Genomic DNA, 24,807 nt, shown 5'->3' on the forward strand with positions numbered 1-24,807 from the left:
GCAAAGCCTTGTGGATAGCGGCTTCCAGCTTTTCCACTTGCCCCCGGAAACTGTGGACCGGCCTGTGGATAAGGTGCGCGTACATGGCTGCAAGCCACGGCGCCTGTGGCTTCGCAAGGTCTGGTTGTTTTTTATACAGTTTTTGCGGTGGTTGCCGCTGTGGGCAAGGCCGGGCATGCTGCCAGCTGATTTTCTATTCCAATGGCTGTCCATCAGCCGAAGCAAGGAGAACACGATGTCCAACACCCTGTTTATTACCGGCGCGACCTCCGGTTTTGGTGAAGCCTGTGCCCGTCGTTTTGCCGACGCAGGCTGGAAACTGGTGCTGACGGGCCGTCGTGAAGAACGCCTCAATGCCTTGTGCGCCGAGTTGTCGAAGCAGACCGAGGTCCATGGCCTGGTGCTCGACGTGCGTGATCGCAAGGCCATGGAGGAGGCGATCGCCAATTTGCCGCCGTCCTTTGCCAAGCTGCGCGGGCTGATCAACAACGCCGGTCTGGCACTGGGCGTTGACCCGGCGCCGAAGTGCGACCTCGACGATTGGGACACCATGGTCGACACCAACATCAAAGGCCTGATGTACAGCACTCGCCTGCTGTTGCCACGCCTGATCGCCCACGGTCGCGGTGCCGGTATCGTCAACCTCGGCTCCATTGCCGGTAACTACCCGTACCCGGGCAGCCATGTGTACGGCGCGAGCAAGGCGTTCGTTAAGCAGTTCTCACTGAACCTGCGCTGCGACCTGCAAGGCACTGGCGTGCGTGTCAGCAACATTGAGCCAGGCCTGTGCGAGAGCGAGTTCTCGCTGGTGCGTTTCGCCGGTGACCAGGAGCGTTACAACGCGACCTACGCCGGTGCCGAGCCGATCCAGCCGCAGGACATCGCCGAGACCATTTTCTGGGTGCTCAATGCGCCGGCGCACATCAACATCAACAGCCTGGAGCTGATGCCGGTGAGCCAGACGTGGGCTGGTTTTTCCATTGAGCGCAATGGTGGCAAGGCATAAGTCCGCGTTATCGTTCTTCGCGAGCAAGCCCACTCCCACATTGGATTTATGGCGTGTCTGCTATTTTGGACACACTACAAGTCAAGTGTGGGAGCGGGCTTGCTCGCGAAAGCGGCCGGACAGTCAGCGGAGATAGTCGACCAGCCCGCGATAGCAGGTTGCCAAGTGATAAGGCGTGGTCGATGGCATGTCCTTGCGGCTGACTTCGCCCTGCTCGTCGCGACATTCATACCACCCCCCTGCATGCAAAAACCGTTGCTGCAATGCCTGCAACTGGCGTTGCACCGAGCCTTCGCTATTTCGACGCAAGGTCAGGGCGCGCAGGTATTCAGCCTGGGCCCAGATGCGCTGGGTGGCATCCTTCGCAGAGCCATCGAGATCAAGCATTGCCGCTACGGCACCCGTCTTTGGATCAACCCCCAGTTGTTCGGTGAGTACAAATGCACGGTCCAGCGAAACATGCAGTTTTGAACCTCGCAGCAGTGGCGACGACTCCAGCAGGAAATACCACTCGAACTGATGCCCCGGTTCAAACCAGTTATCCACAGCGCCCAGCGGCTTCTCCATCAACACGCTGTGCTGCGGGTCGATAAAACGCTTCTGCATGGCTGTGCATAACTCGACCAGCGCGCGCTGTACGGCGATGTCGTCGCGCACCGACAGGGTCGCGAGGAAGGCTTCGGCCAAGTGCATCAGGGGGTTTTGCAGGGGGCCGGAGTCGAGCGAGGACCAGTCACGGTCGAGGCTGGCTTCATACAGACCATCGCCTGTGGAGAAGCGCCGTGCCAGTACTTCCAGCGTGGCGTTGAGCACCGATTCCACCAGCGGCTCGCGAACCTTGTCCCAGTAATGGGCGCACGCGAACAGGATGAAGGCATGGGTGTAGAGGTCTTTGTGCTGATCCAGCGGCGCACCTTGTGGGTCGATGCTGTAGAACCAGCCGCCGTGCTCGGCGTCGTGGAAATGCTGTTGCAAGGAACGGAACAGCGCTGCAGCACGCTCCTCGGCGCCCGGCACCTGGCCGATCAGGCTGGAAAAAAGATACAGCTGCCGCGCGCAGGCCATCGCCCGATAGCGCTGGGGTGGCAGCGGTTGATGCCCGGCATCCAGCGCTTCATAAGGCAACGCCATGTCGGCATTCCAGCCGGGACCTTGCCAGAGCGGCACGATCACGTCCTGGAAATGCTGTTGCACCGAGGCGAACAGAGCGGTCAATTCAGGCTGGGAGGCGGAGCGGGAAACAGGCGGCATTGGCTGGCGTCGTCACGGCAGGGTTGATTGCGCGACATGTTAGCAGGCCTGAGAGAAGTGGTGTCTGTCAGGCCGCCTTCGCGAGCAGGCTCGCTCCCACATGGGACCGGGTTTCTCCAGATGGAATGCGGTGGAGTGTGGGAGCGGGCTTGCTCGCGAAGAGGCCGTCACAGCCAATCAAGAAATCAGCCCGCCAACAACCAGGCCCCGGTCGCCGCCGAAGCCACACCGGCCAATCGAACCAACGGCGCCGCCGCTTGCGGCAACACGCGCACTACGCCATAACCCGCGGCATGTAACGCAGCCGTCGCCGCCACAAATCCTGCCGCATACGCCCAAGGGCTCGACATATCAGGCAGCTCCAGCCCATGGGCCACGCCATGGAACAGCGCAAACAAAGCCGTCGCACCGACTGCCACGCTCAACGGCGGACGCACCGCCAAGGCCACCGCCAGGCCCAGCGCCAGCACCGACGCCGCGATGCCGCTTTCCAGCGCCGGCAGGTTCAGTCCTTCAAAACCCAGCAACCCGCCAATCAGCATGATGCCAACGAACGTGCACGGCAGCGCCCAGCGCGCGGCGCCTTTCTGCTGCGCCGCCCACAAGCCCACCGCCACCATTGCCAGCAAGTGATCAAGGCCGCCAATCGGATGGCTGATGCCGGCGATTAAACCGTTATCGCCATGGCCCGGGTGGGCGAAGGCGATGGCCGGGGTCAGCAGCAGGGCCATGGCGCCCAGGATGCGTTTAAGTGTCATGGATAAGCTTCCTTGTTGATAAGTCGTGATCAGGCGGCGTCGGTCAGCAGGCCTTGGCGTTCGATGAAGGCGATGATTGCTTCCAGGCCCAAACCGGTTTTCTGATTGCTGAAGACAAACGGCTTGCCGTTGCGCATGCGCTGGGTGTCGCTGTCCATCAGTTCCAGCGACGCCCCCACCTGCGGCGCGAGGTCGACCTTGTTGATCACCAGCAAGTCGGATTTGCAGATCCCCGGCCCGCCCTTGCGCGGCAGCTTGTCGCCCGCCGAGACGTCGATCACGTAAATGGTCAGGTCGGACAGTTCCGGGCTGAAGGTCGCCGACAGGTTATCGCCGCCGGACTCCACCAGAATCAGATCCAGCCCCGGAAAGCGGCGGTTCAGTTGATCCACCGCTTCGAGGTTGATCGAGGCGTCTTCGCGGATCGCCGTGTGCGGGCAGCCGCCGGTTTCCACGCCGATGATGCGCTCAGGTGCCAGGGCTTCGTTGCGCACCAGAAAATCGGCGTCTTCGCGGGTGTAGATGTCGTTGGTGACGACGGCCAGGTTGTAGCGGTCGCGCAGGGCCAGGCAAAGCGCCAGCGTCAGGGCGGTTTTACCGGAACCGACCGGGCCGCCAATGCCGACGCGCAGGGGTTGTGTGTTCATGTTGTTCTCCAAATTTAAAGGCCCTAGGAACGGAACAGACGGCTGTACTGACGTTCATGGGCCATGCACGCCAGGGACAGGCCGAACGCGGCGCTGCCATAGTGCTCGGGGTTGATTCGGGTGGCGTCCTGCTGCGCTTGTTGCAGCAGCGGCAGCAGTTCGCTGGTCAGGCGTTGCGCGGCTTGCTGGCCCAGCGGCAAAGTTTTCATCAGCACCGCCAATTGATTTTCCAGCCAACTCCAGAGCCACGCGGCCAGCGCATCTTGCGGGCTGATCTGCCAGGCGCGAGCCGCCAGCGCCCAGCAGAGGGCCAAGTGCGGTTCGGGGCGCTGTTGCAGAAAGGCGCGGGCCGGCGCATCGAGTTCCGGCAAGCCGTTGAGCAGTTGCTGTAGCGAATAGCCCATCTGCCGGCTCTCCTGATGCAGCTCGCGGGTTTCCCGGCTGGCGCGATGTTCCTCGCAGCGTTGCAGCAATGCTGCCCAGTTTTCTTCGGCGGCAGCGGAGCAGTGGGCGAGCAGCAGCGGCGCTTCGAAGCGTGCCAGGTTCAGCAGTAATTGATCGCTGATCCAGCATCGCGCGCTGTCTGCATCCTTCACCCGGCCGTTATCCACCGCCATTTCCAGGCCTTGCGAATAGCTGTAACCGCCAATCGGCAGTTGTGGGCTGGCCAGGCGCAGCAGCGCCCAGGCAGGGTTCATAACCGGACGCCGAACTGGTGCAGTTTCGGCGGGTAGTTGAAGTCCTCGTCGCCGTGGCGGGAATGGTGATGGCCGCCGCCATAGGCGCCGTGTTCCGGCTGGAACGGTGCCTCGATGTTGTCGACCTTGGCCTCCAACTGTTCGAGCATCGCCTTGAGCACGTAATCGTCGAGCAGGCGCAACCAGCCGTCGCCGACTTGCAGCGGGACGTGGCGGTTGCCCAGGTGATAGGCCGCGCGAGTCAGTTCGAACGCGTTGGCGCAAGTGACGTGCAGCAATTGTTCGGGCCGGGCGCAGACGCGGACGATGCGCCCGTCTTCGGCTTGCAGGCACTCGCCGTCATACAGTGGCGGCTGACCGCGCTCCAAAAACAACCCGACGTCTTCGCCTTCGGCACTGAAACAGCGCAAACGGCTTTTGCTCCGGGCTTCGAAGATCAGGTGCAGCTCGGAGGCCCAGACGGGTTGAGGGTCGATTCTGCGATGAATCACCAGCATCGGGAGGCTTCCAGCAATGGACAATGTTCAGGCTAGAGCAAGGGGCTTGCCAATCGGGCGATACGTAGGAAATGCCTGTCGGAGCTGAGTGGGTGTTTCAGGATGCTGCAGGATTTTGAACTGCAATGGTGCGAGGATTGTTCGGCGGCACCAAATTGATGCTTTTGACTGTTTTTTGTGGGAGCGGCGGTGCGACGATTCGACTTGCCCGCGAAAGCGTCGGCACAATCAACATTGATGTGGCTGACATTCCGCTATCGCGAGCAGGCTCATTCCTGCAGGGGTTATTCGGTGCTGCCCAGGCCTTGCCAATGCTTGAGGCCAATGAAGATGAAGCGCAGTTGCTGAGTGATTTTTGCCTGTGGCGTGAGGTGCTCGGGTAGCGCCTCGGCCGGTGGATCGATGATGTCCGGAAGGGTCGCGAACACGCTTTTGACGATCAGGTCCGCCATGACGCTCAGGCCGGCGATGTCCAGATGCTGCAATTTCGGCATCAAGGACAGGTCGGCTGCCAAGTCCGAGCTGATGTCTTCACGCAGACGGCCAATGGCCTGGCGCACGGGTAGCGATCCGCCGTACTGCTCACGGGCCAGAAACAGGAACTGCGAGCGATTGGCCGAGACCACGTCGAGGAATATGCGAACCGAAGCGTCAATGATGCCGCCCATGACAAACTCGTTATGGCGTACCAGGCGAATGGTTTCGCGAAAGGTCTGGCCGACTTCGCTCACCAGCACCAGGCCCAGTTCATCCATATCGGCGAAATGCCGGTAGAAACCGGTGGGCACGATCCCGGCGGTTTTCGCGACTTCGCGCAGGCTCAGGCTGCCGAATCCTCGGCCACATTCCATCAGGTGACGGGCAGCGTCCATCAGGGCGTTGCGGGTTTGTTGTTTCTGTTCGGCGCGGGGCAGCATCGCAAGGGTGTTTTTCTGGACAGGGACAGCGGCGCACTCTAGCAAATCGGCTTCGCTGGCGTCGAACGACTATCGGGGGATCAAGCGGGGGAGATGCAACTTCCAACAAGGCCAAACCCTATAAAGTCAAAAGCCCAATCCGGGGATTGGGCTTTTTTTCAGGGCCACCATGGGCTCAGCTCACAGCGCTGTTGCGTTCGATTACACGGTCACCACCACCTTCAGCGAGGGTTTGACCCTGTGGGGTGCGATCGGAACCGTCAGCAGCCAGGGTTTGACCTTGTGGAGTGCGATCGGAACCGTCAGCAGCCAGGGTTTGACCTTGTGGAGTGCGATCGGAACCGTCAGCAGCCAGGGTTTGACCTTGTGGAGTGCGATCGGAACCGTCAGCAGCCAGGGTCTGGCCTTGTGGAGTGCGATCGGAGCCGTCAGCAGCCAGGGTTTGACCTTGTGGGGTGCGATCGGAACCGTCAGCAGCCAGGGTTTGACCTTGTGGAGTACGATCCGAGCCATCCTGGGTGATCAGGCCTTTTTCTTTCAGGCGATCATTACCGCCTTCGGCAAGGGTCTGGCCTTGTGGAGTGCGGTCCGAACCATCGGCAGCAACGGTTTGGCTGAACACCGAGTGGCTGTCTTTGACTTGCGGAGTGGCCTGATCAGCAGCGGGTAGAGCGAAAGCGGTGCTGGCCAGCATTGAGAGGGTAAGGCTAAGCAGTAATTGGCGTTTCATGATGGGTTGCTCCTTGGGAGGGCGATAAAGTGGGTACGAGGGCAATGCTACTCTCGATAAGTCGATATAAAAGTTCATAAACGCAATGGTAATAATCAACGGAATTGATTGTTCTGCCGAAGCGCTCTAGAACGGGCGTCTCCGGCGATCGTTTTTGCACTGGGGTGGGTATTTTCGACCCACTCGTGCCGCACAAAAGTGCGGGGGCGGTAACGCCGGATTCGGGGGCAGTCTCTCCCCAGTCGATTATTTGAGGATTAATCGGCGTTTGGTTTAAACCTGCGGGCCGTTTTTCAGTCGTAGATTCCATGGCAGGCCGGTTCTGGCCTAACGTTTCACACGTGCGTCGCAATCAGGGCGCTCAGTCGTATCAGGAGCCCTGTGCAATGACGCGCACTCGTAAAATTGTTACCTGGACCTTCGCCAGCCTAATTGTCTTGCTGGCGGTATTGGTTCTGATCATCGTGTTCTTCGATTGGAACCGGATCAAACCGCCCCTTAACGCCAAAGTTTCTGAAGAGCTGCATCGTCCGTTCGCCATCAATGGCAACCTCGCGGTGGTCTGGCAGCGCGAGCCCGACGAGGGCGGTTGGCGGGCCTGGGTGCCGTGGCCGCACGTGGTGGCAGAAGACCTGAGCCTGGGCAACCCGGACTGGTCGAAAAAACCACAGATGGTCACCCTTAAACGCGTCGAACTGCGCATTTCTCCCCTGGCACTGCTGGCGCAACGGGTGGTGATCCCTCGTATTGACCTGACTGAGCCGAATGCGGACCTTCAACGTCTGGCCGATGGTCGCGCCAACTGGACGTTCCAGTTCGACCCCAAAGACCCGAATGCCGAACCTTCAAGCTGGGTGGTGGACATCGGTGCCATCGGCTTTGACAAGGGCCACGTCACCCTCGACGACCAGAACCTCAAGACTCAGCTCGATGTGCTGATTGATCCGCTGGGCAAACCCATTCCGTTCAGCGATATCGTCGGCGAAAAAGCTGCGAAAACCGCGCAGGAGAAAGGCGCGGCTCCCCAGGATTACGCGTTCGCGCTGAAGGTCAAAGGCCAATACCACGACCAGAAACTCGCAGGCGAAGGCAAGATCGGCGGGTTGCTGGCGTTGCAGGACGCGGCCAGGCCGTTCCCGCTCCAGGCGCAAGTGAAGATCGCCGATACCCGCGTCGAACTGGCCGGCACGTTGACCGATCCGATGAACCTCGGCGCCCTGGACCTGCGCTTGAAGCTGGCTGGCGCCAGCCTGGGCAATCTCTACCCGCTGACCGGTGTGACGCTGCCGGATACGCCGCCCTACGAGACAGACGGGCATTTGATCGCCAAACTGCATGAGCCGGGTGGCGCGGTGTTCCGCTATGAAGCGTTCAACGGCAAGATCGGCGAGAGCGACATCCACGGCAGCCTGGCCTATGTCGCCAGCCAACCGCGGCCGAAACTCAGCGGTTCATTGATCTCCAATCAACTGCTGTTCGCCGACCTGGCCCCGCTGATCGGCGCCGATTCCAACGCCAAGCAAAAGGCCCGTGGCGGCGAAAGCAAACAGCCGACGGACAAGGTGTTGCCGGTCGAGGAGTTCAAGACCGAGCGCTGGCGCGACATGGACGCCGATGTCGAATTCACCGGCAAGCGCATCGTCCACAGCGAAAAACTGCCGTTCAATGACCTCTACACGCATCTGGTACTGACAGACGGCGTCCTGAGTCTTGAACCCCTGCGTTTCGGCGTGGCGGGCGGCACTCTGGATGCGCAGATTCGCCTCAATGGCCGCACCGAACCGTTGGAAGGTCGGGCCAGGCTCACTGCGCGCAAGTTCCAGCTCAAGCAGTTGTTCCCGACCTTTGAACCGATGAAAACCAGTTTCGGCGAGCTCAACGGCGATGCCGACATCACCGGCCGTGGCAACTCGGTGGCCAAGCTGTTGGGCAGCGCCAATGGCAACTTGAAAATGCTGATTAACGACGGCGCCATCAGCCGCGAGTTGATGGAACTGGCCGGGCTCAACGTCGGCAACTACGTGGTGGGCAAGATCTTTGGCGACAAGGAAGTGAAGATCAATTGCGCGGCGGCCGACTTCGACATTAAGACCGGTTTGGCCACTACCCGACTGTTCGTCTTCGACACCGAGAACGCGATCATCTATATCGACGGCACCGCGAACATGGCGACGGAGCAGTTGGACCTGACCATTACCCCGGAATCCAAAGGCTGGCGGTTGATTTCGTTGCGCTCGCCGCTGTATGTGCGGGGCAAGTTCATCAAGCCGGATGCGGGTGTGAAGGCGGTGCCGCTGATTTTGCGAGGCGCGGGAATGGTTGCGTTGGGCGTGATTGCAGCGCCGGCGGCGGGGCTGCTGGCGTTGGTGGCACCGAGCGGGGGTGAGCCGAACCAGTGTGCGCCGTTGCTGGAACAGATGAAGGCGGGGAAGGCACCGGTGACCGTCAAGCCCAAAAAATAATGGGGTGTCAGTGTGGGCGCCTTCGCGGGCAAGCCTCGCTCCCACAGGGGAATACTGAACCCGTAGGAGCGAGGCTTGCCCGCGAAGGCGATCTGAAAGGCGCTAAAGATCTTTCAGAATGTCAGCCATGTCATGCGCATGCTTTTCTTCCTGCGCCAGGATGTCTTCAAAGATGCGCCGGGGTCGTCGGGTCTTTTTCGCCGATGTACTGAATGATCTCGCGGTAGCTGTCGATGGCAATCCGTTCGGCGTTCTCGACGTTCTTGCGGGCCCGTTCGCGAAGGGTGGTTACATCGGACAAATGTATGTCACTCATCTCGTTCTCCTGGAGGCTAATCCGGTTTGCGTCACCTTCTAGGGAAGTGATCGCGACTTGAGGTGTGAGTGATGGGCGCGGCGAAAAGTTTTATGTGATTTGCCCCGAGACGATCAAGCCAGCGCATGCCCGGACAGCAACGCCTCCTCGCGCAACCATGCAAAAAACGCCCGCACGGGTGGATGTCGTTCACGTCCCGGCACGCAAAGCGCACTGTAGCCGGCGCCGTTGACCTGAACCTCGTCCCGGTAAGCCACCAGCAAACCATTGGCCACGCTTTCCGACACCAGAATATTGCTTGCCAACACCAGGCCTTGCCCGGCGATCGCCGCTTGCAGGGCGTAATGCTCTTCGTCGTATTCACGGACCGCCGGTTGCCCTGTCAGCCAGGTCTCTCCGGACTGAGCGCACCAGGCCGCCCAGCCGTGGGCGTAGAGTTTGGAGTTGTGCCAGCGCACGCTAATCAGCGTGGGTGCCCGATCAGCCGCCAGGGCCACCTGCTCGGGCGAGCCATAGACGCCGAACGATTCGTCGAACAGGCACAGCCCATACAGGTTCGGGTAGTCATCAAGACTGTAGCGCACCACCAGGTCGACGCTGGCGTCCTGATGCAGATCGATGACTTCGCAGTGGGTGTCCAGGCGCAGGTTGATATTCGGATGGCGAGCGTAGAACCGACCCAGCCGCGGCACCAGCCACAGCGCCGCGAAGGCGGCCGTGGTGGAGATCGTCAGGCTCGCGCCGCTACGTTGCGGGCGCAGGGTATCGACGCTTTGCGCCACGTCCAGCAGCGCGCCGTGCAGGCTGCGGAACAACCGTTCGCCGCCATCGGTGAGGCGCACCTGCCGTGGCAGCCGCTCGAACAGCGGCACACCGAGCCAACTCTCCAGCGAGCGGATCTGATGGGACACCGCCGTCGGCGTCACCGAGAGTTCTTCGGCGGCAGCCTTGAAACTCAGCAGGCGCGAGGCGGATTCAAAGGCGCGCAGGGCGGTCAGCGGCAGCGAGGCAAACATTCAAATACTCCATGGATGAAATTAATTCATCCTGACTGATTTCTACTCAGTTGAAGAGGGGCGGCTGTGAGCTTCAATCTGCAAGCCACAGGCAGTTTAGCCCTTAAGGAGATTCAGATGAGTAAGATTCTTGCGATCCATGCCAGCCCCCGTGGCGAGCGGTCCCACTCCCGGCGTCTGGCGGAAGTGTTTCTCTGCGCCTGGCAGGCGCGACATCCTCAGTCGCAGCTGACTCGCCGGGAAATCGGTCGGGCATTGATACCTCCGGCCAACGAAGCCTTTGTGGCTGCGGCGTTTTACCCCGAGCCCCATGCACGCCCCCTGTCGATGCAGGCCGATCTGGCGTTCAGCGATGAATTGGTCGGCGAGTTGCTCGGTCACGATTTGCTGGTGATATCCACGCCGATGTACAACTTCAGCGTACCCAGCGGCCTCAAGGCGTGGATCGATCAGATTGTGCGGCTCGGGCTGACGTTCAATCACACCCTGGACAATGGCGTGGCGCAGTACGAGCCGCTGGTGCACGGCAAAAAAGCGCTGATCGTCACCAGCCGCGGCGGCTTCGGTTTCGGGCCTGGCGGCGAACTGGAGGCGATGAACCATGCCGATCCGTTGCTGCGCACCGCGCTGGGGTTCATCGGCATCACCGACATCACCGTGGTGGCTGCCGAAGGCGAAGAGTCGGCCGAGCGCACGTTCGCGATTTCGCTGGCCGAGGCCGAGCAGCGTTTGCTGGCGCTGGCCCGAGAGTTCTGATGGCCTGGCTGTTTCTGCTGATCGCCGCCGGGTTCGAAGTCACCTTCGCCATGGGCATGAAGTACGCCGAAGGCTTTACCCGGCTCTGGCCATCGCTGATCACGGGGGTGGCCGCCGTCGGCGGGATTTACTTCCTGACCCTGGCCATGCGCGAGTTGCCGGTGAGCATCGCCTACCCGATCTGGACCGCCATCGGTTCACTGGGCACGGTGTTTCTCGGCTTTGCGCTGCTGGGCGAAAGCCTGACGGCGATCAAACTGGTGTCGGTGGGGCTGATCGTGGTGGGCGTGGTGGGGCTGAAGTAGGGTGGATGTCATAGACTGGTCGTCGAGTTGTCATCTTGGGTGACGATGCTTGGCTAATGTCTTGCATCGCGCCTTGCTTCATCTCACCGATCACAAGGATGTCCGCCCATGTCGCAAGGTTCTGCCACGCGTTATCCGTTGGTGCTGGTCCCGGGAATGCTCGGGTTTATCCGTCTGGTGCTGTATCCGTACTGGTACGGGATCATTTCGGCGTTGCGCCGGGGAGGGGCGACGGTGTTTGCGGTGCAGGTCTCGCCGCTCAATTCCAGCGAGGTGCGCGGCGAGCAGTTGTTGGCGCGAATCGAGGAGATTCTGCGGGAAACCGGGGCTGACAAAGTCAACTTGATCGGTCATAGCCAAGGCTCGCTCACAGCCCGTTACGCGGCCGCCAAACGCCCTGATCGCGTGGCGTCTGTCACGTCGGTCGCAGGCCCCAACCATGGCTCGGAGCTGGCGGATTATCTGGAAAAACATTACCCGGCGGACAGCGCCAAAGGTCGGCTTCTCGCCGCACTGCTGCGGCTGATCGGCGCATTGATGAGCCTGTTGGAGACCGGGTATCGCGGACCAAAATTGCCCGTGGATATCCACGCTTCCCATGAGTCCCTGACCAGTACAGGTGTGGCAGCGTTCAACCAGCTTTATCCACAGGGCCTGCCTGAAACCTGGGGCGGACACGGGCCGGAAGAGGTCAACGGCGTGCGCTATTACTCGTGGTCCGGGACGCTGCAACCAGGCAAGACGGATCGCGGCGGTAACCTGTTCGACGGCACCAACCGCAGTTGCCGGTTGTTTGCCAGAACCTTTGTGCGCGAAACCGGGCACTGCGACGGAATGGTCGGGCGTTACAGCTCGCACCTGGGGACGGTGATTGGCGATGAATATCCGATGGATCACTTCGACATCGTTAATCAGTCGCTGGGGCTGGTGGGGAAGGGGGCGGATCCGGTGCGGTTATTTGTCGAGCATGCGGCGCGGTTGAAAGCGGCCGGCGTGTAAACGTCAGTTAGACCGCGTTATCGTTCTTCGCGGGCAAGCCACGCTCCCACAGGTTTTGTGTGGTTCGCCGATTTCGGGCACGACACAAAACCTGTGGGAGCGAGGCTTGCCCGCGAAAGCGTCGGCTCAGGCAACACTAACCTTACGGCCGAGCACGGTAGTCCACCGCTCCGAAAGCACCACCCCGCCCAGCGTCAACACCCCACCCACCAGGTGATACATCGCCAACTGTTCATTCAGCACCACCGCCGCAATCAACGCCGTAATCAACGGCAGCAAATTGAAAAACAGCGTGGTCCGGCTCGGGCCCAGACGCACCACGGCCTGCATCCACGCCAGCGGCGCCAGCATCGAAGCCAGCAAACAGGCATAAAGCACCAGCGGAATATTCTGCAAGGTCGGTCCGACCTTCGGTGAAGCGACAAACAGCGGAAACAGCACCACCACCGCCACCAGCACCTGCAAATACAACAACACCAGCGGCGGTAAGCGCAGCTGCCATTTTTTCAGCAGCGTGCTGTAAATCGCATAGGCCAGCGTGGCGATCAGCATCATCGCATCCCCCAGGTTCACGCCATGTTCCAGCAGCGCGCCAAGGCTGCCGGACGACACCACCACCAATACCCCGGCGAACGACAGCACCGCGCCGGCCAATGCGCCCGCCGTCAGGCGTTGGCCCAGGCTGACGATTGCCATGGCCAGCGACATCAAGGGCATCAGCGACAAGATGATCCCCATGTTGGTGGCTGTAGTCAGCGTTGCGGCGAAGTACGCCAGGCTCTGATAGACGGCCATGCCGAGCACGCCCAGGATGAAAATCTTGCCCAGGTTCGGGCGAATTTTTGGCCAATGCGCAATCACCGGTTTGAGCATGAACGGCGTGAACAGAATCCCGGCCAGCAGCCAGCGGTAGAAGCCGATTTCCGCAGGGAAGATCGCGCCGACCGCCAGTTTGTTGATCACGGTGTTGCCGGCCCAAATGAAAATGGCCAGCAGGGGATAAGCGTATTGCATCAGAAAAACCATCAACGTTAGTGAGGAGCGATTATCCGCCTGTCTGGATACAAGCCTATACTTCAATCCAGACAACCTGCCCCTGATGACGGACAGCATGACCAGTAAACACATCGATCTGCTCGACTTCGCAGAATTGCCGTCCCCTGTCTATTTCCGTTATGCCGACTTCGACACCCACGAATATGCCTCGGCCCACCGTCACCCGTGGGGCACCCTCGAGTATTCGGCCAACGGAGTCTTGCACATGGAAATCGGCAGCCGCCGCTTCATGTCGCCGCCGCAATACGCCGTATGGGTGCCGCCTGAGACCGAGCACAGTTTTTATAGCAATCAACCGATCAACTACCGTGCTGTCTGCCTGGCGCCGGCGTTGTGCCGCGCGTTGCCGCAGCAAGCATGCACGCTGGCGATCAGCGACATTCTCAAGGCGATCCTCAAGGACTTCGCCGTCCGCGACGTGAAAATTCCCGAACACGACGCGGACAAACGTCTGGCGCAGGTGTTGGTGGACCAGTTGCAACAGGCGCCCATCCAAGAGTGTTATTTGCCTTACGCCAGCCGTTCAGGATTGCTCGTAATACTTGAAGCCCTGCAAGCCGAGCCCGGGGACAATCGGCCATTGGCGCATTGGGCCGCGCAGATCCATGTCAGCGAACGCACCTTGGCGCGGCAGTTTGTCCGTGAACTGGGCATGAGTTTCGGCGAGTGGCGGCAACGCTTGCGTTTTCTCGCGGCGATCGAAGCGCTGGACAGTCAACGCAGTGTTCAGAACATTGCCTTTGACATGGGTTACAGCACGGGATCGGCATTTATTGCGATGTTTCAACGTCAGGCCGGGTGTACACCAGAGCAATATCGGCGGCAACGAATTATCTGAGTTAAAGAAGTAAGTTTGTATTAGAGGTTTTAAGTGGTGAAGTTTCTTACAGGCTAATCGGAATCGCACTTCATTTGATCGAGTGATTAACGTTGTACGCTAGTTGCATAAGCCGTTCCTGTTCAGCTTACTTATGCAGAGTATCAATGTGGCCACTTCAACCCGAATCGATGAAACATCAACAGCCGCGACACAACAAAAAAGCATTCACCACGAACTTATAAAAAAAGCTATCCCCGAATGGATACGCCAGACTTCACCCCACAGGATCAGCGCGTTAAAAAGCGCGATTGCCCCTGTTCCAGAATGGATCATCTGCGCTTCACCGATGCAGCGCGCAGCCCTGCAGCGTGCCTCGGAGGAAGGCTGGCGCGCACAAAACGACGTCGACCAGATGCTGAGCGAGGCGCAAGATGTCTACGCCTTTGCTGAACCGCTGCTTCGTCAGGCGTTGAAAGATCAATACGGTGTTGACGTCGATGTAAAGGAAACTTTTTTGCAGTTGTTTTCTCCACCTCATTTATCCCCCTGGGCCAACAATTTCAATAACGGCGTGGAATCGCGCATTGTTTCGCTGTTGGATGCGGCATTGCATAATTTTTCGGATAAAGAAGTATTAACCTCTGATTCGCAGTTTATTACCCGACCGGACAAGTCGAATCGGTTCGACATAACCGGTGTCCGCAACAAAATGAGTGTCGACCAATTCAAGACGCTGTGCCGCAGTCTGGATATCGGTGCTCAATATAAAATCTATCTTGAAAACTATGTGCGCCCGGTCGATGGACTGGCGCGCGCTGTGGTGCAGCAAAAAATTACTAAAAGCCAAAAGGCTGCGTTAAAAGCAGCCCTGTATCTGGCCAGCCTTAAAAATGATATCTCGGGAAGTGGCTACCTGGCTGTACAAAGCCTGCTCAAGGATATTAAAGAGTGGAAGATGGATGGCCTTCCCGTTCATTACTATCAGCTGAAAATGCTCGATGTTCAGTTGAGAGGCATCGTACTGATCGCCCCTGATCTGCATATCCACGACGGCGCCGCCCGGCGAGTCATTGCCTATGTGCCGCACGATCCGCAACATCCACTGAAAGAGTACGCCTCGAAGGCCGAGTTCGCCCGTGAGCTCACTCGTCAATTGCGTGACTCCCCAAAGAATTCCACAAACAGCTATCAGCAGTTCTTCAGCCGTTTTGTCGACCATCAACAAAGGGGGCGCTTCTTCGCAGCGCTCAACGCCGCGCTGGTAGAAATCACCCTGAATGAAAAGGTCCCGGGCGTCGATCAGCCGGTATGGCGCGAAACGCCCATCGAGAATCCGCGCCTGCACTTTGACCACGTTCGGTTCGAGAACGACACCCATACCTTTTTTACGGGCGACCCTTGGCTCTATCTCTATCAGCAACAGCAAAACAAAATCCTGAACGATGCCCGGGAAATGGTCATCTCGACGCAAGACGCTGATCGCATGGAGCGCTGGGCGTGGTTCGATAATCTGGAAAAAATGCTTTCCGATATCTTCAATGCCGCGTTGATGGTGGTGGGGCCTTTCATACCCTTTGTGGGCGAGATAATGATGGGTTACATGGTTTATCAGTTGGTCAGCGAGGTCGTCGAAGGCGTTGTGGATCTGGCTGAAGGTCTCTATCTGGAGGGGGCCGAGCACATCATCGGGTTTGTCGAAAGCGTGATCCAGTTGGTGGCCTTCGCCGGCGGCATGAAAATCGGCAGGGAGGTTGTACTGCCCAGGTTGTCATCGTTCATCGAGTCGACAACACCGGTCACGCTTGCCAACGGCGCCAAACGACTGTGGAGCCGGGACCTGGAACCCTATCAAAAACAAAACCTGACCCTGGCTGCGGATTCAAAGCCTGATGAAACCTGGCTGCACCGGCATGAGGGCAAGCCGATTCTCAAGCTGGACACCCGGCACTTCGAACTGACGAAAGATCCACAGACCGGCCAGCACAGGGTTAAACATCCGACTCGATCCGATGCCTATCAACCCGTGGTGGACAGCAACGGCGAAGGTGCCTTCGTGATTGAAGGCGAGCAGCCCCACACCTGGGATGACTCGACTTTGATGGCGCGACTCGGGCCAGACATGGGTGAGTTGGCTGAATCCTACGGCGACATCCGCGCGGTCAGCCAGACCGACGCCAGCGCGATCCGCCGAATGTATGCCGACAATCAGCGGCCGTCGCCTTTACTCAGCGATACCGTAACCCGGTTCCGCATCGATCGCGACATTCAGACCTTCATCGAGCAGATGGGTAGCGAACGTGCGCAAGATTACTCAAGCGCCGATCCCAAGATGCAATTTCAACTGCTCGATGGTCTGTGGCCGGGCAATGCGATTGAACTGGTAGACGCACGTGGCGAAGTGCTTCGGGTCATTGGTCGCGTGGATGGGCCGCGTGTCCGGATAAACAGCAATCGTCTGTCTGATGTTGATCTGGTCAAGAGGCTGTTATCGCACCTGGATGACGCACAGCTGAACACCTTGTTGAACGTCGAGTTTCGTATTGCGCCCAGCACGCAGGAAATGAACGTCAAAAATCTGCGGGCCGAGTTGGCGAAACGGGCCAAGAGCAAGCGCACGTCGCTATTCGACGCACGTTATCGTCGTATCGAAGCTGCCACGAGTAACAGCGCAAAAACCATCCAGGCCAAAGTGCCGGGCCTTCCCGGCACTGTCGCCCGCGAGTTGCTGTCCATCGCCAGGCCCTCCGAAGTCCAGGCGATTGAGCGTGGGCAGTTGCCCGCAAGGCTGGAAAACCTTGCGCGTTGGGCGCTTCGAGATGTGCGCATGAGTCGTGCTTATGAAGGTTTTTACCTGGACTCGGTCGAGAGTGCTGACCTGGACAGACTGGCGCTGCACTCCCTTGAGCATCTTCGCGGCTGGAATTCCGATGTGCGCATTGAAGTCAGACGGTTCGAGTACGACGGCCACCTGCTCGACAGTATCGGCAAGGACGACGCTGGGATTCGCCGCACGCTCGTCGAGCTTCACGACTCGACGTTCATCGCTTATGACGGAGACGGTAACGCCCTGCATTCGGGCATGGATTTGTTTTCCTCGATTTTGCAGGCGTTACCGGATGCCGAGCGTATCGCGCTGAACATCCATATCGGCCAAGGACTAAAACTGAAGCTGGCCTTGCGGGACAACGCGTTGAAGCCCTATCAGTTGCTGAAGGTGCTGGACGGTCTGCCGGTGCTTGAGCCTCTCACTTACGATCCTCAATGGATGCGCCTGCGTGGCGGCGCGCTGGGTGCTGGCGGCGAACGTACAGCTCTGGAAGACATCGGCGGCCAATACAGCGATCTGGTCACGGTAGCGTTCCATCCTTCTGTTTCAGCGTTCAAGCAATTCGATTATCTGCGTGGCCTGAAACTGATTCACGACAGCTTTCCACAGGATTACCTCTTCGATCTGTTCGAGGCCCTGAACGCCGCCAATGCGACCGGCGAGGCCGGGCCAGGCCTGGACATCGTCCAAAGTATCGAGGCGTTGCCCGATCTTCAGAAGCTGATGCTGCCAGGGCAGTTCAGCGCATTGACCGGGCGCCTGTTTACCGACGAGGGCTTGGTGCCGCTTACGGAGTTGGAGCGAAACCTGGGTTTGAATGCGCGCAATCTGGAACAGACCGGGCGGACCAATGCCTACCAGGCGCTGTTACGTTCAGTCCGGGAGAACGGTGTAACGCCAAGTCCGGAGCTGAGGGATTTAAGTGAATATGGAGAGTTGCTGTCCGCAGACGTAACCACGTCCGGGGAGCCGATTCAGGTATCGGCTCAAACCATGGCCAACTTGAAAATGGCGCAGGAAGCGATCTATCGATCCAAGGAGCTCCTGCCGTTGTCCGGTAATCAGTTGCCGAGCATTTGGCAAAACGGCGGTTCGGCCATTGCCAAAATCAAAGGCCTGCGAGGGATGGACCTTGAGGAGGGCGGATTCTCCGCCAAACTGACCACCGCCGAAGCTGCTCGCAAAGCCATTGAAATCAAGGGGGGCAATTGCTCGGAGAACTCGAAGGTCACGTTATCGATTCTGGCGAGCCAGCCCCGGACGTCCAGTGTTCACATTGTCAGGGCCACCCTTTTTGACCATCAATATGTAGTGATTGGGGATGATCTGAGCAATCTCGATGCACTGGTCGTCGCTGACTCCTGGCCGGAATTTCCCGCGGCGCACGTGGCCAGCAATGCACACTTCAACTTTGAAATGCCGCCGGTGACCACACTAGCCCCCGGGCCGGCCTTGGCCGAGTACGACTTTATCAATGAAACACCACCCGGGGCTGCGGCATTGCCTGCGGTTTCCGAGGCGAACACGTTCCGGCAGATAAAAATCAACAAGCTCTATGAGGAGGATGCGGCATATGCCCAATGGACGTCGTTACGTGAGCTTGGACAGACTTATGCGGTCGAGGGGGGCACGCCGGTCTTGTTCGAGCGGATGCCCGCATCGGTTATTGATAACCGGATTGAGGCCTATCAGCGATACCGGGAAGCCTTTAAGGATCTTCTGGAATCGGAGGTCGATTGAGGGCCATCTGTTGCGTCGGTGGATGAAGGTGTAACAGGGGTTGTCTACACTCCAGAATGAGGCCGCACCCCTCGGTGCGGCAACAAGGAGAAAACTCCATGAAGATGTTGCGTGTCCCTTTGTTGATGATCGGTTTGCTGCTTAGTGCCCAGGGGTTCGCCGCCACTGCGCAACAGAACAAGATGACCACCTGCAACGCTGACGCCACCGCGAAAAGCCTCAAGGGCGACGAGCGCAAAGCCTTCATGAGCACCTGCCTCAAGGCGGCGCCGGCCGCCAATGACGCCAAGACCCTGACCCCTCAGCAAGAGAAAATGAAAACCTGCAACGCCGATGCTGCGACCAAAGCGTTTAAGGGTGACGAGCGCAAAGCGTTCATGAGTGATTGCCTGAAGAAAAAATAACTGGAGCGGGAGATGTGCGGTGGCTGTAATGGCCCCATCGCGAGCAGGCTCGCTCCCACAATGGATCTGTGTGCGCAAGACAACTGTGGGAGCGAGCCTGCTCGCGAAGAGGCCGGCATGGGCGCTGCAAAAAATCGCCAATGCCCCACTAAGGTCGACCTACACAATCCCTAGTGCTGGCCTGCGAACGCTGGCAGACTGCCAATCCTTTTACGTCGTTCGTTTTGAGGCTGTATGCCAACGTTTTCTCAACGCCACGTTTTGCTGCTGATCAGTTGGGTCATCATCTTTGGTGGTTTGCTGCTGGTGATCCCACTGCGACTGCTGCCCAGCCTGCTGGCCGGGTTGCTGGTGTTCGAACTGGTCAACATGCTCACCCCACAATTGCAGCGGCTGATCGAAGGTCGGCGCGCGCGCTGGCTGGCGGTGGCGTTGCTGGGGACTTTGGTGGTCAGCGTGTTGACCCTGATCTTCGCCGGCGCCATCAGCTTTTTGCTGCACGAGGCGGAAAACCCCGGCGCGTCCCTCGACAAATTCATGCACGTGGTTGACCGCGCGCGCGGACAATTGCCGCCGTTTATCGACGCCTATCTGCCCGCCAGTGCCGCCGAATTCCGCGTGGCCATCGGCGAGTGGATGAGCAAACACCTGAGCGACTTGCAACTGGTCGGCAAGGACGCGGCGCACATGTTTGTGACGCTGCTGATCGGCATGGTGCTCGGGGCGATCATCGCCTTGCAGCGCATACCGGACTTGACCAAGCGCAAGCCTCTCGCTGCCGCGTTGTTCGACCGCTTGCACCTGCTGGTCCAGGCGTTTCGCAACATCGTGTTCGCACAGATCAAGATTTCCCTGCTCAACACCTTCTTCACCGGGATCTTCCTGGCGGTGATCCTGCCGATGTTCGGCATCACGCTGCCGCTGACCAAAACCCTGATCGTGCTGACCTTCCTGCTCGGCCTGCTGCCGGTGATCGGTAACCTGATGTCGAACACGCTGATCACCATCGTCGGCTTGTCGCTGTCGATCTGGGTCGCCATGGCGGCGCTGGGCTATCTGATTTTTATCCACAAGCTCGAGTACTTCCTCAACGCGCGCATTGTCGGCGGGCAGATCAGTGCCAAGTCGTGGGAGTTGCTGCTGGCGATGCTGGTGTTCGAGGCCGCGTTCGGCCTGCCGGGGGTGGTGGCGGGGCCGATTTATTACGCGTACCTCAAGAGCGAGTTGAAGCAGGTGGGAATGGTTTGATCCGCGGTTGATCTCTGTGGCGAGGGGATTTATCCCCGTTGGACTGCGCAGCAGTCCCCGCATTTAGCTATAAGTGGGCTGCTTCGCAGCCCAACGGGGATAAATCCCCTCGCCACCCAGCCCCCTCGCCACAGGGTTTTGGATCAGTCCATGTTGCCGTAGCGCTTCATCGCCTCGATCGCCAACCCGCTGCCGATGCTGCCGAAGATGTTCCCTTCCACATGCTGTGCATTCGGCAACATCGCCGACACGCTGTTGCGCAGCGCCGGAATTCCGCTCGAACCGCCCGTGAAGAACACCGTGTCGACCTGATCGACGCGCACGTTGGCGTCGTTCAGCAGTTGGGTCACGCTGTTGCGCACGCGCTCCAGCAGGTTGTCGATGGCCGACTCGAACAGCGCGCGGCTCAGCTCCACGCTCAACCCCGGCTCGATGCGGTCGAGCGGCACGTGGCGGCTGTCGGCGTGGGTCAGCTGGATCTTGGTTTCTTCCACTTCCATGGCCAGCCAGTGGCCGGCGCGCTGGTCGATCAGCTTGAACAGGCGATCAATGCCGCCGGTGTCTTCGATGTCGTAGCGCATGCTGCCCAGGGCCAGGGTCGACTTCTGCGAGTACACCGAGTTGATGGTGTGCCAGGTTGCCAGGTTCATGTGGTGGCTGGTCGGCATGTAGGCGCCGCTCTTCATGCGGCTGCCGTAGCCGAACAGCGGCATCAGGCCTTGCAGGCTCAACTGCTTGTCGAAATCGGTCCCGCCGATGTGCACGCCGCCGGTGGCGAGGATGTCGTCATGGCGGTTGTCGTGCATGCGGCGCTCAGGGGACAGGCGCACCAGCGAGAAGTCGGAGGTACCACCGCCGATGTCGACAATCAGCACCAACTCTTCTTTTTCGATGGTCGACTCGTAGTCGAACGCCGCGGCAATCGGCTCGTACTGGAACGACACGTCCTTGAAGCCAATGGCGCGAGCCACATCCACCAAGGTGTTTTCGGCTTCCTGGTCGGCCAGCTCATCGTCGTCGACGAAGAACACCGGACGACCCAGCACCACTTCTTCGAATTCGCGACCAGCGGCGGCTTCGGCACGCTTCTTCAACTGGCCGATGAACAGCCCGAGCAGGTCCTTGAACGGCATCGCCGTGCCGAGGACGCTGGTGTCGTGCTTGATCAGCTTGGAACCCAGCAGGCTCTTGAGTGAGCGCATCAGCCGGCCTTCGTAGCCTTCCAGGTATTCGTGCAGCGCCAGCCGGCCGTACACCGGGCGGCGTTCTTCCATGTTGAAGAACACCACCGAGGGCAGGGTGATCTTGTCGTCCTCCAGCGCGATCAGCGTTTCCATGCCGGGGCGTAGCCAGCCGACGGTGGAGTTGGACGTGCCGAAGTCGATACCACAGGCACGGGCTGGAGATGCGTTTTTCATGACTTTCAGGTTCCGGTTAAAAAACGGCCGCGCAGTGTATGTCAGTGCGGCGCAGATTCGAAGGCCGACTATCCGCTAAATCCACCAATGGCGCCTTGATAAGATGGCCGGATGCCCCAAACTTGTCTGCATTGAGCCTGGCAGCCATCGGACGGTCGCAAGAACCGCCCACCGCTGCCGATAAACTTCTGACGCGCTACCCGGTCACAAACTTGAGATCGGTCAACCCGGCGCCTGGAAATACGCGCAGACTGCCGGTGACGGCGCGATATCGATAACGGATGGTGATTCCCTCGATGGACTTCAAAGACTATTACAAGATTCTCGGTGTGGAACCGACCGCGGACGATAAGACCATCAAGGCGGCTTATCGGAAACTGGCGCGCAAATACCACCCCGATGTCAGCAAGGAAAAGGACGCCGAGGCCAAGTTCAAGGACGCCTCGGAAGCCTATGAAGCGCTGAAAAGTGCCGACAAGCGCGCCGAATACGACGACTTGCGCAAATACGGCCAGCACGGCCAACCGTTCCAGGGGCCGCCGGGTTGGCAGGGTCGTGGCGGCGGTGGTTTTGGTGGTGGTCAGGACACGGGCGATTTTTCGGACTTCTTCAGTTCGATCTTCGGCAACCGTGGTCCTGGTTTTGGTGGTGGAGAGTCGCGTCGCAGTGCGGGACGTCGGGGGCAAGACGTGGAAATGGAACTTGGGATTTTCCTGGAAGAAACCCTTTCGAACGAGTCGAAGAAGGTCACCTTCCAGGTGCCGCAATACAACGCTGCCGGCCAGCACGTCAGCAACACCAGCAAAAGCCTGAACGTGAAAATCCCGGCCGGCGTGACCGACGGCGAGCGCATCCGCCTCAAGGGACAGGGTGCACCGGGTGTCGGTGGCGGCGCCAATGGCGACTTGTTCCTGATCATTCGCTTTGCGCCGCACCCGAAATTCGACGTCGAAGGCGAGAACCTGATCATTACCTTGCCGCTGGCTCCCTGGGAGTTGGCGTTGGGTGCCGAAGTGGCCGTGCCTACACTCACAGGCAAGATCAACCTGAAGGTGCCGGCCGGCAGTCAGAATGGCCAGCGCATGCGTGCCAAGGGGCACGGTCTGCTGAACAAGGCGGGCGAGCGTGGCTACCTGTTCGTGCAATTGAAGGCGGTCATGCCCAAGACCTCGAGCGATGAGGTCAAGGCGCTGTGGCAGGAACTGGCGAAAAAAGCCGCTTTCGACCCGAGAGAAAATTTCTGATCCAAGAGACGGAGTAGCCCATCATGAGCAACCCCCTGATCGTTCAACTGGACATGGCAGAATTCTGTGAGGCGACCGACCTGTCGGACGTCTACGTGATCGAAATCGTCGAACACGGCATCCTCGAACCTCAGGGCAAGCAGCCCAAGGATTGGCTCTTCAACGATTATGAGCTGGCACTGGCCAAGCGCGCCGCCAAGCTGCGGCGCGATCTGGAACTGGAGTGGGAAGGCGTCGCCCTGGCGCTGGACCTGCTTGAAGAGGTCCAGCAGTTGCGGGCCGAGAATCGCATGCTCAAGCAGCGGTTGGGGCGGTTGGTCGTCGAGTAAGCATTCTGACGGTTTCGTGTCGTTTGACAGGGCCCCTTCGCGAGCAAGCCCGCTCCCACATGAGTGCGGTGTACACAGATCCAGTGTGGGAGCGGGCTTGCTCGCGAAGAACGATGACGCGGTCCGTCGGTGTTAAACCTTGCGCGGCAACACCACGGTAAACATCGTCCCCTGCGCCTCACTGGAACTGACCTCGATCGTTCCCCCGTGCGCATCGACCACTTCCTTGACGATAAACAAGCCCAGGCCAAGGCTGGTGGAGGGGTGGCCGAGTTGCTCGTCCGCGCTGCGCACCAGCGGATCGAAAATCGTGCCGATCGCATCCTCGGGTATCGGAGCGCCGTAGTTGTGCACCGTGAGGCGAACCGTGTCTGGCTCGCCTGTCAGGGTCAGCGTCGTGTCCCGCTTGTTCAAACCATGCTGCAACGCGTTGCCGATCAGGTTCTGCAACAGTTGAGCCACCCGTCCGGCATCCCAGGCACCTTGGGTGTCACCCTTTACGTGGACCGTCGGATCGCACTCGGGGTTACCGGCGCAGGCTACGGCAATCGCCGCATGTACGGCATCGGCCAAGTCCATGGGTGCCGGTTCGATCGGCAGGCTCTTACCCAGGCGACTGCGCACCAGTTCCAGCAAATCACTGACCATCGCCGCCATGTGCCGCGCGCTATGCTTGATGTTGACCGCGCAGGCCAGGGTATCGCCTTCAAGTGTTGCTTTGCGCAGCAGCAATTCGGCAGACATGCTCACCGCTTGCAACGGTGCCCGCAGGTCATGCCCCAGGATCGCCAGAAAGATATCCCGCGAATGATTGACCTGCTCGGCGTAGGCAGCGGTGGATTCGGCGAGTGCTTCGTCAACGGCCTCGTTGAAGCGGATCATGTCCTGGAAATAGTCCAGGTCCGGTGACGCCAGGCTGTCGACCCACAAACGGATGACGCACGCACGCAAATGACGGAACTCCGATGTCATCTGCACCAGATCAAACCCCACGGTATGCCGCAGTTCGCCATGACTGGCGCCGGCCTCGTCCAGGCTCGGGGTTTTTTCCGGGCCTTCGCCCTTGGCCTTGGCCATCTGTTCGCTGGAGGTTTGCGCGGTGGTCATGTCACGCGCGGCGGCCAGCAAAATGGCCTTGGCGTGATCGCGCAAAGCGAGCCTGTCCATGTGCTCGGCCGCCGGGGTAATGGTGCTGGCGAACTGCTCCCATTCATCGACGATACGGTCTACGTGTTGCCTGATGAAGTCGGGTAGGCGCATGTCCGGTTTCCTGATGGGAAGTCTGGCGCATCTTAGCCCCTTTGCCGCCCGCTAAAAACTACCGTTACGCGGGGGCGCTCCTTTGGGCGGGGTTCGGGTGGTA

Annotated in this window: 22 protein-coding genes and 1 pseudogene; 11 read left to right on the plus strand and 12 right to left on the minus strand. The window is 59.6% G+C overall.

Annotated features, from left to right (window positions below):
- Positions 1-235: 235 nt before the first annotated feature.
- Positions 236-1,006 (plus strand): SDR family oxidoreductase, encoded by a 771-nt coding sequence (locus ACA068_RS02950; RefSeq protein ID WP_497307466.1) that lies wholly within the window; start codon positions 236-238, stop codon positions 1,004-1,006.
- 123 nt (positions 1,007-1,129) lie between these two features.
- Here the strand turns inward: ACA068_RS02950 and ACA068_RS02955 are convergent, their stop codons facing one another.
- The 7 genes from ACA068_RS02955 to ACA068_RS02985 form a co-directional block, all read right to left on the minus strand.
- Positions 1,130-2,257: an AGE family epimerase/isomerase gene (locus ACA068_RS02955; protein ID WP_497307468.1), complete on the minus strand. Its 1,128-nt coding sequence runs from the start codon at positions 2,255-2,257 to the stop codon at positions 1,130-1,132.
- Between the two features lie 185 nt (positions 2,258-2,442).
- Positions 2,443-3,015, minus strand: a complete 573-nt coding sequence (locus tag ACA068_RS02960) for a HupE/UreJ family protein (protein WP_497307470.1) — start codon at positions 3,013-3,015, stop codon at positions 2,443-2,445.
- A gap of 29 nt (positions 3,016-3,044) precedes the next feature.
- On the minus strand, positions 3,045-3,662 hold the full coding sequence (ureG, locus tag ACA068_RS02965; protein WP_497307472.1) for an urease accessory protein UreG: 618 nt from the start codon (positions 3,660-3,662) through the stop codon (positions 3,045-3,047).
- A gap of 23 nt (positions 3,663-3,685) precedes the next feature.
- Positions 3,686-4,360: an urease accessory protein UreF gene (locus tag ACA068_RS02970; protein ID WP_497307474.1), complete on the minus strand. Its 675-nt coding sequence runs from the start codon at positions 4,358-4,360 to the stop codon at positions 3,686-3,688.
- Positions 4,357-4,857, minus strand: coding sequence for an urease accessory protein UreE (gene ureE / locus ACA068_RS02975; RefSeq protein ID WP_497307476.1), 501 nt, complete (start codon positions 4,855-4,857; stop codon positions 4,357-4,359). Before ureE ends, ACA068_RS02970 begins: the two co-directional genes overlap by 4 nt.
- 284 nt (positions 4,858-5,141) lie before the next feature.
- Entirely contained in the window at positions 5,142-5,774 is a 633-nt protein-coding gene (locus tag ACA068_RS02980; RefSeq protein ID WP_010464134.1) for a TetR family transcriptional regulator, read from the minus strand.
- Between the two features lie 175 nt (positions 5,775-5,949).
- On the minus strand, positions 5,950-6,504 hold the full coding sequence (locus ACA068_RS02985; protein ID WP_497307479.1) for a hypothetical protein: 555 nt from the start codon (positions 6,502-6,504) through the stop codon (positions 5,950-5,952).
- 386 nt (positions 6,505-6,890) lie between these two features.
- Here ACA068_RS02985 and ACA068_RS02990 point away from each other — a divergent pair, with 386 nt between their 5' ends.
- Positions 6,891-8,966, plus strand: a complete 2,076-nt coding sequence (locus ACA068_RS02990) for an AsmA family protein (protein WP_497307481.1) — start codon at positions 6,891-6,893, stop codon at positions 8,964-8,966.
- 102 nt (positions 8,967-9,068) lie between these two features.
- On the opposite strand, the pseudogene ACA068_RS02995 reads toward ACA068_RS02990, so the two are convergent.
- Positions 9,069-9,219: pseudogene (locus ACA068_RS02995) on the minus strand (ferritin-like domain-containing protein); the annotation flags it as partial.
- 176 nt (positions 9,220-9,395) lie between these two features.
- Entirely contained in the window at positions 9,396-10,298 is a 903-nt protein-coding gene (locus tag ACA068_RS03000; protein ID WP_497307483.1) for a LysR substrate-binding domain-containing protein, read from the minus strand.
- Between the two features lie 117 nt (positions 10,299-10,415).
- Between ACA068_RS03000 and ACA068_RS03005 the strand changes: the two genes are divergently transcribed.
- The 3 genes from ACA068_RS03005 to ACA068_RS03015 all read left to right on the plus strand — a co-directional run bounded on the left by ACA068_RS03005 (position 10,416) and on the right by ACA068_RS03015 (position 12,358).
- Positions 10,416-11,054, plus strand: coding sequence for an FMN-dependent NADH-azoreductase (locus ACA068_RS03005; RefSeq protein WP_497307485.1), 639 nt, complete (start codon positions 10,416-10,418; stop codon positions 11,052-11,054).
- On the plus strand, positions 11,054-11,359 hold the full coding sequence (locus ACA068_RS03010; RefSeq protein WP_497297194.1) for a DMT family transporter: 306 nt from the start codon (positions 11,054-11,056) through the stop codon (positions 11,357-11,359). The genes ACA068_RS03005 and ACA068_RS03010 overlap by 1 nt, the downstream gene beginning before the upstream one ends.
- A gap of 108 nt (positions 11,360-11,467) precedes the next feature.
- Positions 11,468-12,358 (plus strand): esterase/lipase family protein, encoded by an 891-nt coding sequence (locus ACA068_RS03015; protein WP_497307487.1) that lies wholly within the window; start codon positions 11,468-11,470, stop codon positions 12,356-12,358.
- A 126-nt stretch (positions 12,359-12,484) separates the two neighbouring features.
- Here the strand turns inward: ACA068_RS03015 and ACA068_RS03020 are convergent, their stop codons facing one another.
- Positions 12,485-13,372 (minus strand): DMT family transporter, encoded by an 888-nt coding sequence (locus ACA068_RS03020; RefSeq protein ID WP_497307489.1) that lies wholly within the window; start codon positions 13,370-13,372, stop codon positions 12,485-12,487.
- Between the two features lie 97 nt (positions 13,373-13,469).
- Between ACA068_RS03020 and ACA068_RS03025 the strand changes: the two genes are divergently transcribed.
- From ACA068_RS03025 to ACA068_RS03040, 4 genes are all read left to right on the plus strand, one after another.
- Positions 13,470-14,252, plus strand: a complete 783-nt coding sequence (locus tag ACA068_RS03025; RefSeq protein WP_497307491.1) for an AraC family transcriptional regulator — start codon at positions 13,470-13,472, stop codon at positions 14,250-14,252.
- Positions 14,253-14,400: 148 nt separating this feature from the next.
- On the plus strand, positions 14,401-18,801 hold the full coding sequence (locus ACA068_RS03030; RefSeq protein WP_497307493.1) for a dermonecrotic toxin domain-containing protein: 4,401 nt from the start codon (positions 14,401-14,403) through the stop codon (positions 18,799-18,801).
- A 98-nt stretch (positions 18,802-18,899) separates the two neighbouring features.
- The gene (locus ACA068_RS03035) at positions 18,900-19,205 is read left to right on the plus strand and encodes a PsiF family protein (RefSeq protein ID WP_497307495.1); all 306 of its coding nucleotides are present in this window, start codon (positions 18,900-18,902) and stop codon (positions 19,203-19,205) included.
- Between the two features lie 234 nt (positions 19,206-19,439).
- Positions 19,440-20,453 carry an AI-2E family transporter gene (locus tag ACA068_RS03040; RefSeq protein ID WP_497307497.1) on the plus strand — a complete coding sequence of 338 codons (1,014 nt, stop codon included), beginning with the start codon at positions 19,440-19,442 and terminating at the stop codon, positions 20,451-20,453.
- A 143-nt stretch (positions 20,454-20,596) separates the two neighbouring features.
- Here the strand turns inward: ACA068_RS03040 and ACA068_RS03045 are convergent, their stop codons facing one another.
- Positions 20,597-21,871 (minus strand): Hsp70 family protein, encoded by a 1,275-nt coding sequence (locus ACA068_RS03045; protein WP_497307499.1) that lies wholly within the window; start codon positions 21,869-21,871, stop codon positions 20,597-20,599.
- A 296-nt stretch (positions 21,872-22,167) separates the two neighbouring features.
- Here ACA068_RS03045 and ACA068_RS03050 point away from each other — a divergent pair, with 296 nt between their 5' ends.
- Both ACA068_RS03050 and ACA068_RS03055 read left to right on the plus strand, forming a co-directional pair.
- Entirely contained in the window at positions 22,168-23,115 is a 948-nt protein-coding gene (locus ACA068_RS03050) for a DnaJ C-terminal domain-containing protein (protein WP_497307501.1), read from the plus strand.
- A 23-nt stretch (positions 23,116-23,138) separates the two neighbouring features.
- On the plus strand, positions 23,139-23,444 hold the full coding sequence (locus ACA068_RS03055) for a chaperone modulator CbpM (RefSeq protein WP_497307503.1): 306 nt from the start codon (positions 23,139-23,141) through the stop codon (positions 23,442-23,444).
- A gap of 132 nt (positions 23,445-23,576) precedes the next feature.
- Here ACA068_RS03055 and ACA068_RS03060 read toward each other — a convergent pair whose 3' ends face one another.
- Complete coding sequence (locus tag ACA068_RS03060) at positions 23,577-24,704, minus strand: sensor histidine kinase (RefSeq protein ID WP_497307505.1); 1,128 nt, start codon at positions 24,702-24,704, stop codon at positions 23,577-23,579.
- Positions 24,705-24,807 lie beyond the last annotated feature (103 nt).

The sequence above is a fragment of the Pseudomonas sp. LBUM1660 genome (assembly GCF_059695935.1).

What these genes read in the sequence shown, in the direction of transcription:
- ACA068_RS02950 (WP_497307466.1), top strand. Translation starts at nt 236, where the DNA reads ATGTCCAACACCCTGTTTATTACCGGCGCGACCTCCGGTTTTGGTGAA.
- ACA068_RS02955 (WP_497307468.1), bottom strand. Translation starts at nt 2,257, where the DNA reads ATGCCGCCTGTTTCCCGCTCCGCCTCCCAGCCTGAATTGACCGCTCTG.
- ACA068_RS02960 (WP_497307470.1), bottom strand. Translation starts at nt 3,015, where the DNA reads ATGACACTTAAACGCATCCTGGGCGCCATGGCCCTGCTGCTGACCCCG.
- ureG (WP_497307472.1), bottom strand. Translation starts at nt 3,662, where the DNA reads ATGAACACACAACCCCTGCGCGTCGGCATTGGCGGCCCGGTCGGTTCC.
- ACA068_RS02970 (WP_497307474.1), bottom strand. Translation starts at nt 4,360, where the DNA reads ATGAACCCTGCCTGGGCGCTGCTGCGCCTGGCCAGCCCACAACTGCCG.
- ureE (WP_497307476.1), bottom strand. Translation starts at nt 4,857, where the DNA reads ATGCTGGTGATTCATCGCAGAATCGACCCTCAACCCGTCTGGGCCTCC.
- ACA068_RS02980 (WP_010464134.1), bottom strand. Translation starts at nt 5,774, where the DNA reads ATGCTGCCCCGCGCCGAACAGAAACAACAAACCCGCAACGCCCTGATG.
- ACA068_RS02985 (WP_497307479.1), bottom strand. Translation starts at nt 6,504, where the DNA reads ATGAAACGCCAATTACTGCTTAGCCTTACCCTCTCAATGCTGGCCAGC.
- ACA068_RS02990 (WP_497307481.1), top strand. Translation starts at nt 6,891, where the DNA reads ATGACGCGCACTCGTAAAATTGTTACCTGGACCTTCGCCAGCCTAATT.
- ACA068_RS03000 (WP_497307483.1), bottom strand. Translation starts at nt 10,298, where the DNA reads ATGTTTGCCTCGCTGCCGCTGACCGCCCTGCGCGCCTTTGAATCCGCC.
- ACA068_RS03005 (WP_497307485.1), top strand. Translation starts at nt 10,416, where the DNA reads ATGAGTAAGATTCTTGCGATCCATGCCAGCCCCCGTGGCGAGCGGTCC.
- ACA068_RS03010 (WP_497297194.1), top strand. Translation starts at nt 11,054, where the DNA reads ATGGCCTGGCTGTTTCTGCTGATCGCCGCCGGGTTCGAAGTCACCTTC.
- ACA068_RS03015 (WP_497307487.1), top strand. Translation starts at nt 11,468, where the DNA reads ATGTCGCAAGGTTCTGCCACGCGTTATCCGTTGGTGCTGGTCCCGGGA.
- ACA068_RS03020 (WP_497307489.1), bottom strand. Translation starts at nt 13,372, where the DNA reads ATGCAATACGCTTATCCCCTGCTGGCCATTTTCATTTGGGCCGGCAAC.
- ACA068_RS03025 (WP_497307491.1), top strand. Translation starts at nt 13,470, where the DNA reads ATGACCAGTAAACACATCGATCTGCTCGACTTCGCAGAATTGCCGTCC.
- ACA068_RS03035 (WP_497307495.1), top strand. Translation starts at nt 18,900, where the DNA reads ATGAAGATGTTGCGTGTCCCTTTGTTGATGATCGGTTTGCTGCTTAGT.
- ACA068_RS03040 (WP_497307497.1), top strand. Translation starts at nt 19,440, where the DNA reads ATGCCAACGTTTTCTCAACGCCACGTTTTGCTGCTGATCAGTTGGGTC.
- ACA068_RS03045 (WP_497307499.1), bottom strand. Translation starts at nt 21,871, where the DNA reads ATGAAAAACGCATCTCCAGCCCGTGCCTGTGGTATCGACTTCGGCACG.
- ACA068_RS03050 (WP_497307501.1), top strand. Translation starts at nt 22,168, where the DNA reads ATGGACTTCAAAGACTATTACAAGATTCTCGGTGTGGAACCGACCGCG.
- ACA068_RS03055 (WP_497307503.1), top strand. Translation starts at nt 23,139, where the DNA reads ATGAGCAACCCCCTGATCGTTCAACTGGACATGGCAGAATTCTGTGAG.
- ACA068_RS03060 (WP_497307505.1), bottom strand. Translation starts at nt 24,704, where the DNA reads ATGCGCCTACCCGACTTCATCAGGCAACACGTAGACCGTATCGTCGAT.